This window comes from Amycolatopsis melonis (genome assembly GCF_040064235.1).
GTDB classification, from domain to species: domain Bacteria; phylum Actinomycetota; class Actinomycetes; order Mycobacteriales; family Pseudonocardiaceae; genus Amycolatopsis; species Amycolatopsis melonis.
Genome location: NZ_JBDZYD010000001.1, coordinates 951,152 through 968,369, shown reverse-complemented (window position 1 = coordinate 968,369; position 17,218 = coordinate 951,152). Strand labels below are relative to the sequence as shown.

The 17,218-nt window shown below is 69.1% G+C and carries 15 protein-coding genes; 12 read left to right on the top strand and 3 right to left on the bottom strand.

Features of this window, described 5'->3' with window-relative positions:
• The first annotated feature begins 25 nt into the window (after positions 1-25).
• The 5 genes from ABJI51_RS04285 to folE all read left to right on the top strand — a co-directional run bounded on the left by ABJI51_RS04285 (position 26) and on the right by folE (position 6,172).
• Positions 26-1,315, top strand: a complete 1,290-nt coding sequence (locus ABJI51_RS04285; RefSeq protein ID WP_348947598.1) for an amidohydrolase family protein — start codon at positions 26-28, stop codon at positions 1,313-1,315.
• Positions 1,316-1,379: 64 nt separating this feature from the next.
• Complete coding sequence (locus tag ABJI51_RS04280; protein ID WP_348947597.1) at positions 1,380-2,840, top strand: aldehyde dehydrogenase; 1,461 nt, start codon at positions 1,380-1,382, stop codon at positions 2,838-2,840.
• The gene (locus tag ABJI51_RS04275) at positions 2,837-3,925 is read left to right on the top strand and encodes a Zn-dependent alcohol dehydrogenase (protein ID WP_348947596.1); all 1,089 of its coding nucleotides are present in this window, start codon (positions 2,837-2,839) and stop codon (positions 3,923-3,925) included. Before ABJI51_RS04280 ends, ABJI51_RS04275 begins: the two co-directional genes overlap by 4 nt.
• Before the next feature lie 41 nt (positions 3,926-3,966).
• Positions 3,967-5,451, top strand: a complete 1,485-nt coding sequence (locus ABJI51_RS04270) for an aldehyde dehydrogenase family protein (RefSeq protein ID WP_348947595.1) — start codon at positions 3,967-3,969, stop codon at positions 5,449-5,451.
• 112 nt (positions 5,452-5,563) lie between these two features.
• A complete protein-coding gene (gene folE / locus ABJI51_RS04265) occupies positions 5,564-6,172 on the top strand; it encodes a GTP cyclohydrolase I FolE (RefSeq protein WP_348947594.1) in 609 nt (202 codons plus the stop codon).
• 20 nt (positions 6,173-6,192) lie between these two features.
• Here folE and ABJI51_RS04260 read toward each other — a convergent pair whose 3' ends face one another.
• Positions 6,193-6,837, bottom strand: a complete 645-nt coding sequence (locus ABJI51_RS04260) for an AraC family transcriptional regulator (RefSeq protein WP_348947674.1) — start codon at positions 6,835-6,837, stop codon at positions 6,193-6,195.
• Between the two features lie 132 nt (positions 6,838-6,969).
• Between ABJI51_RS04260 and ABJI51_RS04255 the strand changes: the two genes are divergently transcribed.
• Positions 6,970-8,481, top strand: a complete 1,512-nt coding sequence (locus ABJI51_RS04255; protein ID WP_348947593.1) for a CocE/NonD family hydrolase — start codon at positions 6,970-6,972, stop codon at positions 8,479-8,481.
• A 298-nt stretch (positions 8,482-8,779) separates the two neighbouring features.
• Here ABJI51_RS04255 and ABJI51_RS04250 read toward each other — a convergent pair whose 3' ends face one another.
• Together ABJI51_RS04250 and ABJI51_RS04245 are read right to left on the bottom strand one after the other, a co-directional pair.
• Positions 8,780-10,066, bottom strand: coding sequence for a cytochrome P450 (locus ABJI51_RS04250; protein WP_348947592.1), 1,287 nt, complete (start codon positions 10,064-10,066; stop codon positions 8,780-8,782).
• Between the two features lie 17 nt (positions 10,067-10,083).
• Positions 10,084-11,439, bottom strand: coding sequence for a glutamine synthetase family protein (locus tag ABJI51_RS04245; RefSeq protein ID WP_348947591.1), 1,356 nt, complete (start codon positions 11,437-11,439; stop codon positions 10,084-10,086).
• Positions 11,440-11,726: 287 nt separating this feature from the next.
• Between ABJI51_RS04245 and ABJI51_RS04240 the strand changes: the two genes are divergently transcribed.
• From ABJI51_RS04240 to ABJI51_RS04215, 6 genes are read left to right on the top strand one after another with little or no spacing between them, the layout of a single operon-like run.
• Positions 11,727-11,915 carry a ferredoxin gene (locus tag ABJI51_RS04240; RefSeq protein WP_348947590.1) on the top strand — a complete coding sequence of 63 codons (189 nt, stop codon included), beginning with the start codon at positions 11,727-11,729 and terminating at the stop codon, positions 11,913-11,915.
• A 2-nt stretch (positions 11,916-11,917) separates the two neighbouring features.
• Positions 11,918-13,126, top strand: coding sequence for an NAD(P)/FAD-dependent oxidoreductase (locus tag ABJI51_RS04235; RefSeq protein WP_348947589.1), 1,209 nt, complete (start codon positions 11,918-11,920; stop codon positions 13,124-13,126).
• 14 nt (positions 13,127-13,140) lie between these two features.
• Positions 13,141-13,944 (top strand): acetoacetate decarboxylase family protein, encoded by an 804-nt coding sequence (locus tag ABJI51_RS04230; RefSeq protein ID WP_348947588.1) that lies wholly within the window; start codon positions 13,141-13,143, stop codon positions 13,942-13,944.
• A gap of 11 nt (positions 13,945-13,955) precedes the next feature.
• Positions 13,956-15,419 carry an aldehyde dehydrogenase gene (locus tag ABJI51_RS04225; RefSeq protein WP_348947587.1) on the top strand — a complete coding sequence of 488 codons (1,464 nt, stop codon included), beginning with the start codon at positions 13,956-13,958 and terminating at the stop codon, positions 15,417-15,419.
• On the top strand, positions 15,412-16,329 hold the full coding sequence (locus ABJI51_RS04220; RefSeq protein ID WP_348947586.1) for a 3,4-dihydroxyphenylacetate 2,3-dioxygenase: 918 nt from the start codon (positions 15,412-15,414) through the stop codon (positions 16,327-16,329). Before ABJI51_RS04225 ends, ABJI51_RS04220 begins: the two co-directional genes overlap by 8 nt.
• A gap of 11 nt (positions 16,330-16,340) precedes the next feature.
• A complete protein-coding gene (locus ABJI51_RS04215) occupies positions 16,341-17,186 on the top strand; it encodes a fumarylacetoacetate hydrolase family protein (RefSeq protein WP_348947585.1) in 846 nt (281 codons plus the stop codon).
• The last annotated feature ends 32 nt before the right edge of the window (positions 17,187-17,218 follow it).

The window sequence follows — 17,218 nt, the reverse complement described above, 5'->3', positions numbered from 1 at the left end:
CCGATCGCCCGAGAAAGGCACAGCCATGACCGTCACCGACGACATCAACACCGAACTCCCGCTGGACCGGGACCACCCCCTGCTGGAATCGATCAAGGGCATCAAGATCATCGATGTCGACACCCACCTGACCGAGCCGGGTGACCTGTGGACCTCCCGGGCACCGGCCAAGTTCAAGGACCTCGTCCCACGGGTCGTCCACCTCAAGAACTCCGAGCTCGCCAAGCTGGGCGTGTTCCGGCCGAAGAACACCGAAGACTCCGACTCCTCCCCCGTCTGGATGGTCGGAGAGGACATTCCCCTCGGCTTCGCGGGCGGTGCCAGCGTCGTCAACAAGTCCAACCAGAAGGTCAGGGGCGCGGACTTCGTCCACTGGCCGCTCACCGAAGTCTCGCCGGCCGCGAGCCTGGTGGAGCCCCGCCTCACGCTCATGGACGAAGTCGGCATCTGGGGCCAGATCCTCTACCCCAACGCGGTCGGGTTCGGCGGCCAGTCCATGGCCCGGATCCAGGACCCGGAGCTGCGGCTGACGGTTCTGCAGATCTGGAACGACGCCATGGCCGAAATGCAGGAGCAGTCGGGCGGCCGGATCATGGGCCTCGGGATCGCCCCCTGGTGGGACATCGACGTCGCCGTCAAGGAGATCGAGCGCATCCACGCCCTGGGGCTGCACGGCATCAACACCAACGCCGACCCGCAGAACCAGGGCCACCCCGACCTCTCGGCGCCGTACTACCGGCCGTTCTGGGATGCCTGCGAAAGCTTCGACCTGTCCGTCAACTTCCACATCGGGGCGAGCGTCTCCCAGAGCAGCTATGCCGGCGACGGCCCCTGGCCGTCCTTGGACTGGGACACGCAGATCGCGCTGGGCTCGACGATGCTCTACATCGGCAACGCCCGGGTCATCTCCAACATCATCTACTCCGGCCTGCTCGACCGCCATCCCCGGCTGAAGATCGTCTCGGTCGAAAGCGGAGTCGGGTGGATCCCGTTCATCCTCGACGCCCTCGACTACCAGGCCGTCGAAAACAACGTCGACCACCTGTCGATGAAGCCGTCGGACTACTTCCGCCGCAACATCCACGCCTGCTTCTGGTTCGAGTCGCAGAACAACTTCCTGAACGACATCAGTCGCATCGGGATCGACAACTGCATGTTCGAGACCGACTTCCCGCACCCCACCTGCCTCTACCCGCAGCCGCTCAACGGGATCGCCAAGGTGCTGGGAGAGAACGACGTGCCCTGGGAGGACCGGGTCAAGCTGCTCAGCGGCAACGCCGCCAGGGTCTACAACATCGACGTCCCCACCGACTGATCGAGCACGCCGGCGAGCCGGCACCCCTACCGGCCCGCCGGCGCACCCATCGGGAGACATTCTCTTGCGTACTTTTCAGAAGCTGTACATCGGTGGTGACTGGGTCACCCCGGACTCGACTCAGACCCTGGACGTCATTTCCCCGAGCACCGAGGAATCCGTCGGAACGGCGCCGAGCGCGTCCCGCGCGGACCTCGACCGGGCGGTCGCGGCAGCGCGTGCCGCGTTCGACACCGGTCCGTGGCCCCGGCTGTCCCCGGCCGACCGGGCACAGCACCTGCGACGGCTGGCCGACGGTCTTCGCGCCCACGGCGACCGGCTCAGCACCGTCATCACCGACGAGGCCGGCCTGCCCACGATGGCGAGCACGGCCGGCTCGTCCATCGGCCTCCTCACCTACTACGCCGATTTCCTCGAGAGCTACGACTTCGCCGAGCTCCGCGAGGGCAACTACGCCGATGTCGTCGTCCGCAGCGAGCCGGTCGGCGTGGTGGCGGCGATCCTGCCGTGGAACTCACCGCTGGCCATCGCGTTCATGAAGCTGGCGCCCGCGCTGGCGGCGGGCTGCACGGTCGTGTTGAAGGTCGATCCCCAGACACCGTTGCACGCGTTCGTCCTGGGCGAGGTGCTGGCGGAGATCGGGCTCCCGCCAGGGGTGGTCAACATCCTGCCCGCGGAGCGCGAGGTGAGCGAGGCACTGGTCGCGCACCCGGGGATCGACAAGGTCAGCTTCACGGGCAGCACCGCCACGGGCACCCGCGTCGCCGAGATCTGCGCTCGTGACCTGCGGCGCTACAGCCTCGAACTCGGCGGCAAGTCCGCGGCGATCGTGCTCGAGGACGCCGATCTGCCCGCGGTGATACCGGGCCTGGCGGGTGCCGCGTGCCTGAACAACGGCGAGGCGTGCGTCCTGCAGAGCCGGGTGCTCGCTCCGCGCAGCCGCTACGACGAGGTGGTCGACGCGCTCAGCGGTGCCATCGCCGCGATGCCGGTCGGCGATCCGCACGATCCGAAAACCGCCTTCGGCCCGCTGATCAGCCGGCAGCACCGGGACAGGGTGGAGCGCTACATCGCGAGCGGCCTCTCCGAGGGCGCGCAGGCGGTCCTGGGCGGCGGCCGGCCCCAGGGGCTGTCCCGCGGCTGGTACGTGGAGCCGACCGTGCTGCGCGACGTCGACAACCGGATGCAGGTGGCCCAGGAGGAGATCTTCGGGCCCGTCGTCTCGGTCATCCCCTACGACACCGAGAACGACGCGGTCACGATCGCGAACGACACACCCTACGGACTCTCCGGAACGGTGTGGACCGCCGATTTCGCCCACGGCATGGAGATCGCCGCGCGGATCAGGGCCGGGAACTACGGGGTCAACGCCTTCGGGATGGAGAGCTGTGCACCCTTCGGCGGCTTCAAGGCCTCCGGCGTCGGCCGGGAGAACGGCCCCGAAGGTTTCGCCCAGTTCATCGAGAAGAAAGCGGTGCACGTACCGAAGGGCACGCGCGTCAACGGCAACGGGAGCAGGTCATGAAGGCAGCGGTGTTCGCCCCTCCGGAACCCAAGCTCGTCATCGAGGAAGTCACCCTGGACAAGCTCGGCCCGCAGGACGTCCGGGTGGCCGTCGAGGCCAGCGGAGTGTGCCGGAGCGACCTGTCGGTTCTCCGGGCGACCGCGGAGGCGGCCGGTCCGGCGGGGGCACCGCCGATGATCCTCGGCCACGAGGGCGCGGGGGTCGTCACCGCCGTCGGAACCGACGTGCGGCGGGTCAAGGCCGGCGATCGGGTCATCGCCTCGTTCGTCCCCGAGTGCGGTGAGTGCTGGTACTGCGTACGCGGCGAGTCCAACCACTGCGAGACCTACGGGGGCAATGGGGCCGGCCACGTCACCCGGTCCGACGGGTCGCGCCCGGCGGGCATGTCGGGGCTGGGCACGTTCGCCGAGGAGATGATCGTGCACGAGCACGCCGTCGTCCCGGTGCGCACCGATCTGCCGAGCGAGCAGCTCGCGCTCATCGGCTGCGGCGTGACCACCGGCGTGGGCGCCGCGCTGTGGACCGCCCGGGTCGAGCCGGGGGCGACCGTGGCGGTGTTCGGCTGCGGCGGCGTCGGCCAGTTCGTGATGCAGGGCGCCCGGATCGCGGGCGCGGCACGCATTTTCGCCGTCGATCCGGTCCCGATGAAACGCGAGCACGCCCGGCAGGTCGGCGCCACGGACCTCGTCGACCCGGGCAGCGCCGATCCGGTGGAGCAGATCCGCGAGGCAACCGGCGGGCGCGGTGTCGACTACGCCTTCGAGGTCATCGGCAACCCGAACGTGATCATGCAGGCCTACGACGCGACCCGCCCCCGGGGAACCACGGTCGTCGTCGGCATGACCGCGGCCGACGCCACGATCACCCTGCCGGCCGTGCCTCTGTTCCTCCAGGAGAAGCGCCTCGTCGGCTCGTTCTACGGATCGGCCCAGATCCGCCGGAACTTCGGCGACCTCGTCGCGCTGGCCGAGAGCGGACAGCTCGACATCGGGTCCGCGGTCTCCCGGCGGATCCGCCTCGACGAGGTCAACGACGCCTTCCGCGCGATGGAGGCGGGCGAGGTCATCCGCAGCGTCATCTGCTGACGGACGCGTGATCACGACCGGAAAACCGAGCAGGAGGAACAATGACGTTCACCCGTGAGAAGCTGTTCATCGGGGGAAGATGGGTTGATCCGCGCAGTGACGCGGGAATGCCGGTGCTGAACCCGGCGACGGGGACGGTCATCGGCAGCGCGCCACTGGCCACGGCACAGGATGCGGCCGGCGCGGTCGATGCGGCCCGGCGTGCATTCGACGAGGGGCCTTGGCCCGGCATGAGCCCGAAGGAGCGCGCCGGGTTCCTCCGCGGCTTCGCCGATGCGATGGAACGCCACCGTGCGGAGCTGGTGGAGTTGACCGTCGCGGAGGCGGGCGTCGTGGCCGCCCAAGCCGACGGGATGCACCTTCGGGTGTCCATCGAGATGGCGCTCGACTACGCCGATCGGATCTTGCCGCGCTTTCCCTTCATGGATCCGGTGAACCCCATGTTCGGTCAGTCGATGACCGGCCTGCCGCAGATCACTCAAGGGGTGATCACGCGCGAGCCGGTCGGCGTGGCCTCGCTCATCACACCGTTCAACGCGCCGATCGCCTTGAGTGCCGCCAAGCTCATCCCGGCTCTGGCGTCCGGGTGCACCGTCGTGCTGAAGCCATCCCCCTACACCCCGCTGGAGGTGTTGGCGCTGGGTGAGATCGTCGAAGAGGCCGGCTTTCCTCCCGGCGTGGTCAACATCATCAGCGGCGACACGGACGTCAGTGTGGAGATGACGACCAATCCGGCCGTGGACATCATCAGCTTCACCGGCTCGGACGCCGTAGGACGCAAGATCCTCGCCCAAGCCGCCGACGACCTCAAGAAAGTAGTGCTGGAGCTGGGCGGCAAGTCGGCCAACGTGGTGTTCGCCGACGCCGACCTCGATCGCGCCGCGCTGGAGATCGTGGGCAACACGGTGTTCAGCTGTGGCCAGGGCTGCCTGCTGACGACCCGGACCCTCGTCGAGAAATCCGTTTACGACGAGGTCGTGGCGAAGGCGGTGGCGATGCTGCCCGCGGTGAACATCGGTGACCCCACCGACCCCGCCACCGGCATGGGCCCCGTGATCCGCGAAAAAGAACGGGATCGCATCGAGGCCATGATCAAGACCGGGGTGGCGGAGGGAGCCCGGATCGCCTACGGAGGAGGTCGGCCGGATCATCTGCCGGACGGGTACTTCCTCGAACCCACACTGCTGGTGGACGTCGACAACACCATGTCGGTGGCTCGGAAGGAGATCTTCGGTCCGGTGAATGCGGTCATCCCCTTCACCGACGAAGCCGGCGCCGTCCGGATCGCCAACGACAGCCCCTACGGCCTCAACGCCTCGGTCTTCACCGGTGACGTGAACCGCGCCTGGCGCGTCGCGAAGCAGATCCGCAGTGGCACCGTCAACATCAACAACTCCTTCACCCCCAACCCGGACGCACCGTTCGGCGGTTACAAGCACAGCGGAATCGGACGTGAAGGCGGCGCCTTCGCCATGACCGAGTACCTGGAGCAGAAGTCGGTCACCTGGCTGGTCGGACACGCCTGACCACACGCCGACAACGTTCACCGCAATTGCTGATGGGTGGCACCGCAGCGCTGCCACCCATCACAGCCGGGAGGGTTCGTGCCCTGCCACTTCTCACCGGATAGAGGTCACCATGGCAACCGCTCGTTCCGCCCTCTCGGCGGTGCACGAACCCACCGACGACATCGATCTGGCCGCGGCACGGCGCGGGGCCGCCGACTTCCTGCGCGCGCTGGGCATCCCGCTGGACTCCGAGAGCCTGCGCAGCACTCCGGACCGCATGGCCCGCGCCTACGCGGAGTTCTTCACCCCGCGCCCGTTCGACCTGACCACCTTCCCCAACGACGAGGGCTACGACGAACTCGTCCTGGCGCGGTCCATCCCGATGCGGTCGGTCTGCGAACACCACCTGTTGCCCTTCGTCGGGGTCGCGCACGTCGGATACCTGCCGGGGGAACGGATTCTCGGGCTCTCGAAACTGGCCCGGATCGTGGAACACTTCGCGTGCCGGCCCCAGGTTCAGGAGCGGCTGACCAAGCAGATCGCCGACTGGCTCACCGACCGGCTGCAGCCCAAGGGCGTCGGCGTGGTGATCGAGGCCGAGCACAGCTGCATGACCCTGCGCGGCGTACAGGCAGCCGGGTCCAGCACCATCACCTCCACGCTGCTGGGTGCGCTGCGCGAGGACGCCCGATCCCGCCAGGAGTTCTTCGCCCTCAGTGGACTTCACGGGCATTCCTGACCGGATTTTGCCCGTGATGATCAGCGGCTGTCCCGGCGGTTTCTCCGCCGGGCGCCGGGGCTGATGCCTTCGTGGCGGGCGAAGACACGGCTGAGGGCGGTGCCGGTGTCGTAGCCCACACGGACAGCGATCTCCTGGACGCTCAGCGGCGTGTCACGCAACAGGATCTTGGCCCGGTAGAGACGCCATGAGGTGAGGTAGCCCAAGGGAGTGTCGCCGGACTTGGCGCGGAAGGCAGCGGCGAAGGCGGAGCGCGACATGCCGGCGACGCGGGCGAGTTCGGCGATGGTCCAGCGCCGGGTCATGTCCCCGTGCATGGCGCCCATGGCGGCTGAGAGCTGCGGGTCGCGGAGCGCGGCGAGCCAGTTGACGGCCCCGCCGCCGACGGAGGCGCAGCAGGCCCGCATGGCCTGCACGAACAGGACGTCAGTCAGCCGGCCGGCGACCAGCGCGGCGCCGAATCCGCCGGTGGAGGTCTCGGTTTCGAGCAGGTCGAAGGTCGCGCGCAACGCTCGCCCGGCGGCGTTGTCCAGGTCGAGCCGCAGCAGTGGCGGCAGGGCCGAGAACAGCGGCTCGGCGGCGGTGGCATCGAAGCCGAAGCGACCGGAGACGAGGACCGTCCTCTCTCCATCGCCGCCATGTTGGGTGGTGTGCCCGGTGAAGATCGTCTCGGAGAGAAGGAACCGGCTTGGTCTTCTACTCCGGCCGCTTCGGCGACTTCCACGACTTCGGCCACGACGAGATGCCCTGGCTGTTCTGACGAGGTCCTGCCGGTCTGCTTGCCCCGATTTCGCTTCTTGAAGGGAACCCCGCCCATGTCAGCCCAGCCGACCCCTGAACCGCTGGAGATCCCCGTCGGAGACGGGGTGACCCTGTCGGCACTGCGCTATCCTGCCGCCCAGCATCCCGCGCCGGCGGTGGTCACGTTCACTCCCTACCGCAAGGAGTCGCCGTTCGGGTACTTCGTGACGGCCCCCCTCGCCCACGACATCGGCTGCGATCTGATCGTCGTCGACACTCTCGGCACGGGTGCCTCCGGCGGCGTCTGGGACGGACCCTACTCACCCACCGAGATCACCGCCGCGGCCCAAGCTCTGGAATGGATCGCCGAGCAGCCCTTCAACACCCGCCGCACCGCACTGCTCGGCGCCTCCTACCCCGGCGGCATCCAATACCTGATCGCCGCCCGTAAGCCCCGTGGCCTGCGGTGCATCACCCCCCAGATCGCGCCGGTCGACTCCTACCGCGATCTATGGCATCGAGGGGGCATGCCCTCGCACACCAACTGGGGCGCGTTCGTCGCGAACCTGCACCAGCACCGCGCCGATGCCAGGAACAACATCCTCACCGACTTCTTCACCAAAACGAGCGCCGACCTCTACGACAGCGACCGCTTCCGGAACCGCTCCGGTGAAAACGTCCTCGGCGACATCGAGGTCCCCGCCCTCGTCACCGGCGGCTGGTACGACTACTTCCTGCGAGCCACGATCCACGCCTTCGACCGGCTGTCCGTGCCCAAGCGGCTGTTCATCGGCAACGGGTGCCACGAGGAAGTATCCCCCGCACCCGAAGCCGAACAAATCAGGCGCTGGCTCGCCTACTGGCTGCTCGATGAGGGCGATGACCCCACCGAAGGCGACAACGTCGTTCTGCAACTGGTCGGCACCGACGAATGGGTCTCCTACCCGGACTGGCCGGCCACGGAAAAGCTGCAGTGGCAGAGCTGGAACCCGATCAGCACCCCGGCCCCGGTCCCGGTGGTCACCTCCCCCCAGGTGGTGCCACCGGCCCACCCGTCTCATCTCCCGATCCACCACGACATGTACACGGACTCGGGAATGCGGCTGTGGGGCGAAATGTGGACCGCGCAAAGCGACCCCGTCGCCGAAACGACCCGCTACCGCGGGCCGGTGGCGCTCCGGGTCGAACTGCAAACCGAGTCCGCCACCGATCTCGACCTGCACGCCCGGCTGAGCCTGGTCCGCGGCGACGGCACCGTGCACCAGGTCACCGAAGGCCGGCTTCGTGCCTCCCAGCGGGAAGTCGACATCGACCGCAGCCTGCTCACCGGCGACGGCGAGATCGCCTGGCCATGGCACACCCACGAAACGGCGACGCCACTCGTGCCCGGCGAAGCGACAACGGTGGACATCGAGATCTTCCCCATCCACCTGCAACTCGAACCCGGCGACCGCGTCCAGATCGGACTGTCGATCGCCCGCAAGGACCCCGTGGTGGCGCCCGAAACCATTACCCTGCTACCCGGGACACGCGTCCTGCTGCCCCGCGAAACCGGCCCCGTGGCATGATCGGAAACCGTCGTTCACTTCTGTCGCTCCCACCAAGAGCGCAATAGCGAACCCGCCGATCCGCCGCCGGTGTGGTTGGGCTTGCACCCACAGGCCCAACCACACCGGCACCCCCGAACGTTGCGCGCGCGAGGAACACTTCGAACTGGCGGGCGTTTCCGATCTCGCCGGAGTTCCGGTGAGGATCACATCGTCGGCGCACTGGGCCATGGCCCAGCACAGTTCGGCGATGATGCCGTGGGCCCAGCGGATCACTGTCGGCAGAGCGGAAAGTGGTCAGCGGGAGGTGTGTTGACAGTCAGGCGAGGGTGACTTCGACGGGGAGCTTCTTGATGCCGTTGACGAAGTTGGACCGTACGCGGGGGACGTCGCCGGTCAGGCGGATGGCGGCGATCCTGGGGATGAGTTCCTCGAACATGATGCGGATCTCGGTGCGGGCGAGCAGGTTGCCCAGGCACAGGTGGGGGCTTCCCTTGCCGAAGGTGACGTGGTCGTTGTCGGCGCGGGTGACGTCGAAGTCGTAGGGGTTGCCGAAGGCTTCTTCGTCGCGGTTGCCGGAGGCGTACCACATGACGACCTTGTCGCCCTCCTTGATCAGCTTGCCGCCCAGTTCGACGTCACGGGTCGCGGTGCGGCGGAAATGGTAGAGAGGCGAAGCCCAGCGGAGGAACTCCTCGACCGCGACGGGGATGAGAGAAGGGTCGTCCTGGAGTCGGGCCAGCTGGTCGGGGTGCTGGAGGAGGGCCAGCATGGAGTGAGTGATGGTGTGCCGGGTCGTTTCGTTGCCGGCCACGACGAGGAGCAGGAAGTAGTTGTCGAAATCCTGGGAAGAGAGCGGCACACCGTCCTTCGGGGTGGTGTTCACGAGCTTCGACACCAGGTCCGTGCCGTCGCCGCCGCGTCGCTGCCGGGCCAGCTCGCGGCCGTACTCGAAGACCTCGAGCGAGGCCGGCGAGCGGAAGGGCAGGTCGCGGTACTGCTCGCTTTCCGTGCTGTCGAGCAGGACGTCGGCGTAGTCGGGGTCGGTGTTGCCGATGATGCGGTTGCCCCAGTCGATGAGCTGCTGGTTGTCCTCCGGCGGGACGTCGAGGAGGCGGGCGAGGACGTTGATGGGGAAGTCGGCCGAGACCTCCTTGACGAAGTCGAAGGTGCCCTTGGCCAGCGCCGCGTCCAGGGTGGTGGCGGTCAGCCCGCGCAGGAAGTCGGTGTAGCTGGTGATGACGCTCGCGCCGAACTGGCGCTGGAGGAGGCTGCGCAGGGCGCGATGGCGGACGCCGTCCAGCTCCAGGATGGACGCACGCTTCTTGATCTGGTCCTCGTCGACCTCTTCCAGGTTCACGAACTTCGTCGAGGTGAACGTCTCGGCGTCGCGGTCGACGCGGGCGATGTCGGCGTGGCGGGTCACCGCCCAGAAGCCGGAGTTGGGGGCCTCCTCGGGCTGCCAGTGCACCGGATCCTCGTGGCGCAGGGTGTGGAACATGCGCCACGGGGTGATCCCGTCGGTGAAGTTGTCCAGGTCGGCGAGGTCGACGTCCGCCAGCGGCATCGGTTCGTTCACCGCGGCGGTCCGGGTCTCGGTCGTCATCACAGGGCTCCCAGTTGTCACAGGTGGTCGGCGTACTCGGTGAACTCCCAGTCGGTGACGTGCCGGTGGAAGCGTTCGACTTCGTTGCGCTTGTAAGCGAGGAAGGAGGCGGTGAAGTCCTTGCCGAGGACGTCGGTCAGTTCCGTGTCCGCTTCCAGGGCGTCCAGCGCGGCCGGCAGGTCCATCGGCAGCACAGCCGCCTTGGCGGTGTCGTAGCCATACCCTTCCAGCGGGGCGGGTGGCTCCTTGCCGGTCAGCACGCCGAGCAGCGCGGCGGCCAGCGTGCCGGCGATCAGCAGATACGGGTTCGCGCTGGCGTCACCTTGACGGAGTTCGAACCGTGCGCCGGCCCCGCGCTCGGGCGGGATGCGGACCATGGCACTGCGGTTGTCCAGACCCCAGTCGACCAGCCAGGGCGCGAGGGTGTCCGGACCGAACCGCTTGTAGGAGTTCACGGTCGGGTTGGCCAGCGCGGCCAGCGCAGGGGCGTGGGCGAGGATGCCGGCTACGGCATGCCGGGCGGTAGCGGATAACCCGTACGGCTCCGCGGGACCGTCGAAGACGTTGCCGCCTTCGTCGTTGCCGCAGGACAGGTGGAGGTGGAAACCGGAGCCTCCGGCGTCGTTGAACGGCTTGGCCATGAACGTGGCGAGTTTGCCTTCCCGCCGCGCCAGCTCCTTGATCGCGGACTTGAAGCGGAAGGCGCGGTCCGCGGCGGAGAGGGCGTCGGAGTGGGTGAGGTTGATTTCGAACTGGCCGCCGTCGAACTCGTGGTTCCCGCTGGTCACGCCGATGTTCATGGCCTGCAACAGGCGCAGTGTGCGCAGCAGGTGGTTGTCGCCGTCGGCACGCAGCCCGGCGGTGTAGACGACGCCGGTAGCGCCCGAGTAACGCTTCCAGCCGCTCCGGGCGGCCGGGTCCTCGGCGCAGAGGAAGTACTCGAGCTCCGGGCCGACAACCGGCCGCAAGCCGTGCTCGGCACACCGGGCGACGACAGTGCGCAGCAGGTCGCGGGGTGACTCGGGGGCGGGCAGGCCGGTGGCCGGGTCCGTGACGTCGGCCAGGCAGGAGGCGACGCCGGGTTCCCAGGGGAGAGAGATCAGGGTGTCCAGGTCAGGGCGCACCGTGATGTCGGGCAGGCCGGCGTCGAGGCCGCCGGAGACGGGAACCACGTCGCCCTGGGGGCTGGTGTGGTAGACGGCCCGGCAGAAGGCCAGGCCGTGGTCGCAAGCCGAGGGCAGGTGGTCGAGCAGGATGTCGCGGGCGCGCTCGGTGCCGATGAGATCGGGATAGGTCACGCGCACCACGTCGATGCCTTCGGCGGCGAACCGCTGCAGGTCCTGACTGAGGCTGGGGGTGGGGGCTGCGCTCACCGATGTCTCCTCGGGCGCTTGGTGTGCATGGAGAACAACTTGTTTGGCATCAAACGGTATGTGAACGGTAGGAGAGCTGCGGGCGTCCCGCAAGAGGTTCGAGGAAGAAATTATCCACATGGACAGGTATTGACCAGAGCCGAACGGCTCCCTATGTTGTTTGAAGCCAAACGAGTAAGGGTCCGGTCGGCCGCCGGTCCCCTTGGCCGGGGCCCGGCAGACGTCGGCCGGGCCCCTCTTCTTCCTCTTGCCCCGCCCTGACGCCCTCACTTCCAGGAGGACCGGCCATGAAGGTCGTCGTCGACACGAACAAGTGCCAGGACCACGGCCAGTGCGTCTTCGCCGCCCCCGATGTCTTCTCCATGGACGACAGCGGCCACCTGGTCTACGTCTCCGACCCCGACGACGCGTTGCGCGACGAGGTCGAGGAAGCCGCCGACGTGTGCCCGCTCCAGGCCATCCGCATCGAGGGCTGACCATGAACGCACGCGTCGTCGTCGCCGGTGCCGCCATGGCCGGCCTGCGCGCGGCCGAGCAGCTGCGGGCCGCCGGCTGGACCGGAGCCATCACGCTCGTCGGTGCCGAACCGCACATGCCCTACAACCGGCCGCCGCTGTCCAAAGAGGTCCTGGCCGGCAAGGCACCCTTCGAGTCGCTCGCCTTCCGCCCGCGGGCGAGCGTGGCCGACGTGCAGTGGCGGCTGGGCACCGAGGTCGTCGCCGCGCGGCTCGAGGACAACGTCGTCGAGCTCGACGACGGCGAGGCACTCACCTACGACGGCCTGGTCGTCGCCACCGGAATGCGGCCGCGGCGCCTGCGCTGCCCAGGCCCGCTCGCCGGCCGCCACACCGTCCGCACCATCGATGACGCGCAGGGCCTGCGGCAGGCCCTCACCAGGCCCGGAGCCCGCGTGGTCGTCGTCGGCGGCGGCTTCATCGGCTGCGAGGTCGCCGCCACCGCTCTCGCCCTGGGTGCCCACGAGGTGACCGTCGTCGACCCGCTCTCCCTGCCGATGCTCGCCCCCTTGGGCGAACTCCTCGCCAGGACCCTGTTGAAACGCCACGAAGAACGTGGCGTGCGCTTCGCCCTCGGCACTGGCGTAACCGGCTTCACCGGCGATGACCACGTCACCGGTGTCACTCTCGCCGACGGCACGGTCTTGCCCGCCGACGTGGTGGTCGAGGCGGTCGGCTCGATCGCCAACACCGAGTGGCTGGCGGGCAACGGCCTCGATCTCGGCGACGGCGTGCTCACCGACGAGCACCTGCGCGTCGGCGGCCGGCCCGACGTGGTGGCCGTCGGGGACGTCGCCCGGTTCCCCAACGCCCGCTACGACCGCGTGCCGCGCCGTGTGGAGCACTGGTGCATCCCCACGGACACCGCCAAGCACGCCGCGAAGACCCTTGCCGCGGGGCTGGCCGGCACCGGCCACGACCTGCCGCCGTTCGCGCCGCTGCCCACCTTCTGGAGCGACCAGCACGACTTCCGCCTGCAGTCCTTCGGCGCACCGGTGTGCGGCAAGGAGGACGTGCGGGTACTGGAAGGCGACCTCGACGGAGACGTCGTCGTCGGTTACCACGCCGGTGGCCGGCTGGCCGGTGTCGTCGCTCTGGGCGGTCAGGCCGCGGCGGCTGCCGCCGCCCGTTACCGCGCCGAACTGCTCAAGCAGCCCACCCTCACCGCCTAAGGACCCTGCCGATCATGACCGTTCGCGGATTCTTCCTGCCCAAGACGGCGAGCGGAGCCTCGTCGCTGATCCCCGCACCGCCCTGGCGCTACTCGGGCGACCTGCTCACCGTCGAGTACCGCACCGACCCCGCACGCGTGCGGGAGCTGCTTCCCGAGCCACTGGAACTCGCCGACGAGGACCCCGGCGCGGTGGCGCTGATCTGGGCCGACTGGCAGTCCTGCTCGGCGTCCGGCGAGGAGCTGCTCGATCCCGTGCTCTCCCAGTACAAGGAGGCCTTCGCGGTCGTCCGCTGCCGGTACCGGGGGCAGACCTACTCGCGCTGCGTCCACATCTGGGTGGACAAGGACTTCGCCATCGCGCGCGGGCTGCACCAGGGCTACCCGAAGAAGCTCGGCTCGATCCACCAGACCCGCCCGCACCCGTACGGTCCCGCGCCGCGGATCGAAGCAGGGGCCCGGTTCGGTGCCACGCTCGCCGCCGCCGACCGGCGCCTCGCCCAGGCCGTGGTCACCCTGCGCGAGCCGTCGGAGACGAACGGATTCGTCAACGCCCATCCGATGGCCCACCACCGCTGGCTGCCCTCCATCGAGAAGGGCAAGGGCCTCGCGCTGGACGAGCTGATCGAGTCGGGCGCCGCGTCCTTCGAGGCGGGACAGCCCTGGTGCGGCGAGGCCGAGCTGGAGCTGTTCGAGGCGCCCACCGAAGAATTGGCCCGCCTCGAGATCCGCGAGCCGATCGCCGCCTACTACCGCCAGGTCGGCGTCGTCTGGGACGGCGGACGGCTGCTGGAATCCGGCACCTCCGGCGCCGAGTAGAGGAGCAGAGCATGAGCGAACACACCCTCACCGTCGCCGGGGTCGCCGTCGACACCCGGCACTGGATCGGCGGCGAGCGCGTCGCCTCGGCACAGACCTTCCCCGACATCTCGCCCATCGACGGCAGCACGATCGGCACCATTTCCCGAGGCACGGCCGTGGAGGCAGCCGCCGCTGTGGCCGCTGCGAAGGCGGCGTTCCCTGCCTGGGCTGGCACCTCCCGCGCGGAACGTGCCCGCATTCTGCACGCGATCGCCGACGGGGTGGAGAAGCGGATCGAAGAGCTCGCCATCGTCGAGACCACCGACAACGGGGCCCTGGTGCGCTCCCACCGCCGCGGCGTGATGCCTCGCGTGGCGCACAACTTCCGCTTCTTCGCCGACTGGCTGCAGAGCCTGGACCACGAGGACTTCGACACCCGCGGCCACGCCAACCACGTCAGCTGGGACCCGGCAGGCCCGTGCGTGCTGATCACGCCGTGGAACGCCCCGCTCATGCTGGCCACCTGGAAGGTCGCGCCGGCCCTCGCCGCCGGCAACACCGTGGTCCTCAAGCCCGCCGAGTGGTCGCCGCTGACCGCATCCCTGCTGGCCGACATCGCCGCCGAGGCCGGGCTCCCGGCCGGTGTCCTCAACGTCGTCCAGGGCTACGGCTCCGAGATCGGCGACGCCCTGACCTCGAATCCCGACGTACGCCGGATCAGCTTCACCGGATCGGTGGCCACGGCGAAGCGGATTGCCGCGTCGGCTGCCGCCAACCTCACGCCGCTGAGCCTCGAACTGGGCGGCAAGTCGCCGCTGCTGGTGTTCGCCGACGCGGACCTCGACCTCGCCGTCGACCTGGCCGTGGAGCAGTACGACAACGCCGGCCAGGTGTGTCTGGCCGGCACCCGGCTGCTGGTCGAGGAACCGGTCGCGGACGAGTTCACGCGCCGGTTCGTCGAGAAGGCCAGTGCACTGACGCAAGGTGATCCGCGCGACGAGGCCACCGACATCGGCCCGAACATCCACCCCCGCCAGCTGGAGAAGATCGACGGGTTCGTGCAGCGGGCCGTGGCGGCCGGGGCCCGCGCAGTCATCGGCGGCCACCGCAAGGACGGCCAGTACTACGCACCCACCCTGCTCACCGAGGTGGCCCAGGATTCCGAGATCGTGCAGGAGGAGGTCTTCGGCCCGGTCCTGACCCTGCAGACCTTCACCGGCGAGGACGAGGCCGTCCGGCTGGCCAACGGCACCCGCTTCGGCCTGGCCGCCACCGTCGCCACCGGCGACCCCGGACGCGCCGAACGCGTCACCGCGCGGCTGGTCGCGGGCACGGTGTGGGTGAACTGCTTCTTCGTCCGCGATCTGCAGGCCCCCTTCGGCGGCTCCCGGCTCTCCGGCGTGGGCCGCGAGGGCGGCACCTGGAGCTTCGACTTCTACTGCGACCTCAAGAACACCGTCACCGCACCGAACGGATGGACCGACCATGGGTGAGATCGCCGGGGCGGGCCTGCTCGCCCACGTCCCCACCATCGTGCTCCCCGAGGAGCAGCGCCGGGAACTCAACGAGGGCAAGGAGATCACCCTCGTCACGGGCCTGCAGCAGCTCCGCGAGGACGTCTTCGCGCGCGACGGCTACGACACCGTCGTGGTCCTCGATTCCCACTGGGCCACCACCGTCGAGTTCGTCGTCACCGCCCAGCACCGCCGCGCCGGCCTGTTCACCTCCGAGGAGCTGCCGCGCGGGATGTGCCGGATGCCGTACGACTTCCCCGGCGATCCCGAACTGGCCGGGAACATCGCGAAGTTCGCCGACGAGCACGGCACGTGGATCACCCCGATCGACGACGACCACCTGCCGATCTACTACGCCACCATCAACCTCTGGAAGTTCCTCGGCGAAGGCCTGCCCGACAAGCGGTGGGTGACCATCGGCGTCTGCCAGACCGGAGACATGGAGGACCACCTGCGGCTCGGCCGCGCCCTCGCGGACGGGATCGCCGCCACCCCGGGGCGGCGCGTGCTGCTGATCGCCTCCGGCGCCCTGTCGCACACGTTCTGGCCGCTGCGCGAGCTGCGCGAGCACGAATCCAGCGATCCCGCGCACATCTTCACGCCCGAGGCTCGCGCCGCGGACCTCGAGCGCATCGCCTGGTTCAAGGAAGGCCGCCACGACAAGGTCCTCGACACGATGGACGAGTTCCGGAAGTACAAGCCCGAGGCGAGGTTCTTCCACTACCTGATGATGGCCGGCGCCCTCGGCGAACACGCCTGCGTGGCCAAGGCCCGCCAGTACGGCGAGTACGAGAACTCGATCGGCACCGGCCAGGTGCACCTCTGGTTCGACCGCCCGGCCGACGGCTGGACCGGCACCGCCCAGCCCAGCCTTCACCGCCGAAGCTAGGAGTCCCGACCATGCCCGAGTACCGCCGTATCCTGCTCGACGGCGCCGCCGTCGAGGTCACCGTCGACGGGGACGAACTCGTCGCCGGCGACGGCCGCCGCGTCAAGACCGAGGACGCGCAGCACCTGCCGCCGACCGTCCCTTCGAAGGTGATCGCGGTCCACCTCAACCACCGCAGCCGCGTCGAGGAGTTCCGGATCGACCTCCCCGGCACGCCCACCTACTTCCACAAGCCGACCTCGGCCCTCAACGCCCACCGGGGTGCCGTCGTCCGCCCCGAGGGCTGCCAGTGGCTCAACTACGAGGGCGAGGTCGCCATCGTCATCGGCAAGACCGCGCGCAACATCTCCCCGGCCGAGGCGGGCGGGTACATCGCCGGCTACACGATCGCCAACGACTACGGCCTGCACGACTTCCGCGACACCGACGCCGGGTCCATGCTCCGGGTCAAGGGTTCGGACACGCTGTGCCCCCTCGGCCCCGGCCTGGTCACCGACTGGGACTTCCACGGCAAGAGCCTGCGCACCTACGTCAACGGAAAGGTGGTGCAGGACGGCTCGACCGACGAGATGAAGTGGGACATGCACTACCTCGTGGCCGACATCGCCCGCACCATCACCCTCCACCCGGGCGACGTGCTCCTGTCCGGTACCCCCGCCAACTCCCGCCCCGTCCAGCCGGGCGACGTCGTCGAGGTCGAGGTCGAGGGCCTCGGCCGGCTCACCAACCACATCGTCACCGGCCCCACGCCGATCCGGGCCGACGTCGGCGCCCAGCCCACGGAATCGGAGGAGGTGCTGTCGACCGCGCTCGGTGGCGACTGGGAGTTCCGCGGCATCCGCCCGCCGAGGCGATGACACCTCGGCGGGTCTGCGGACTCCGGCGCAAG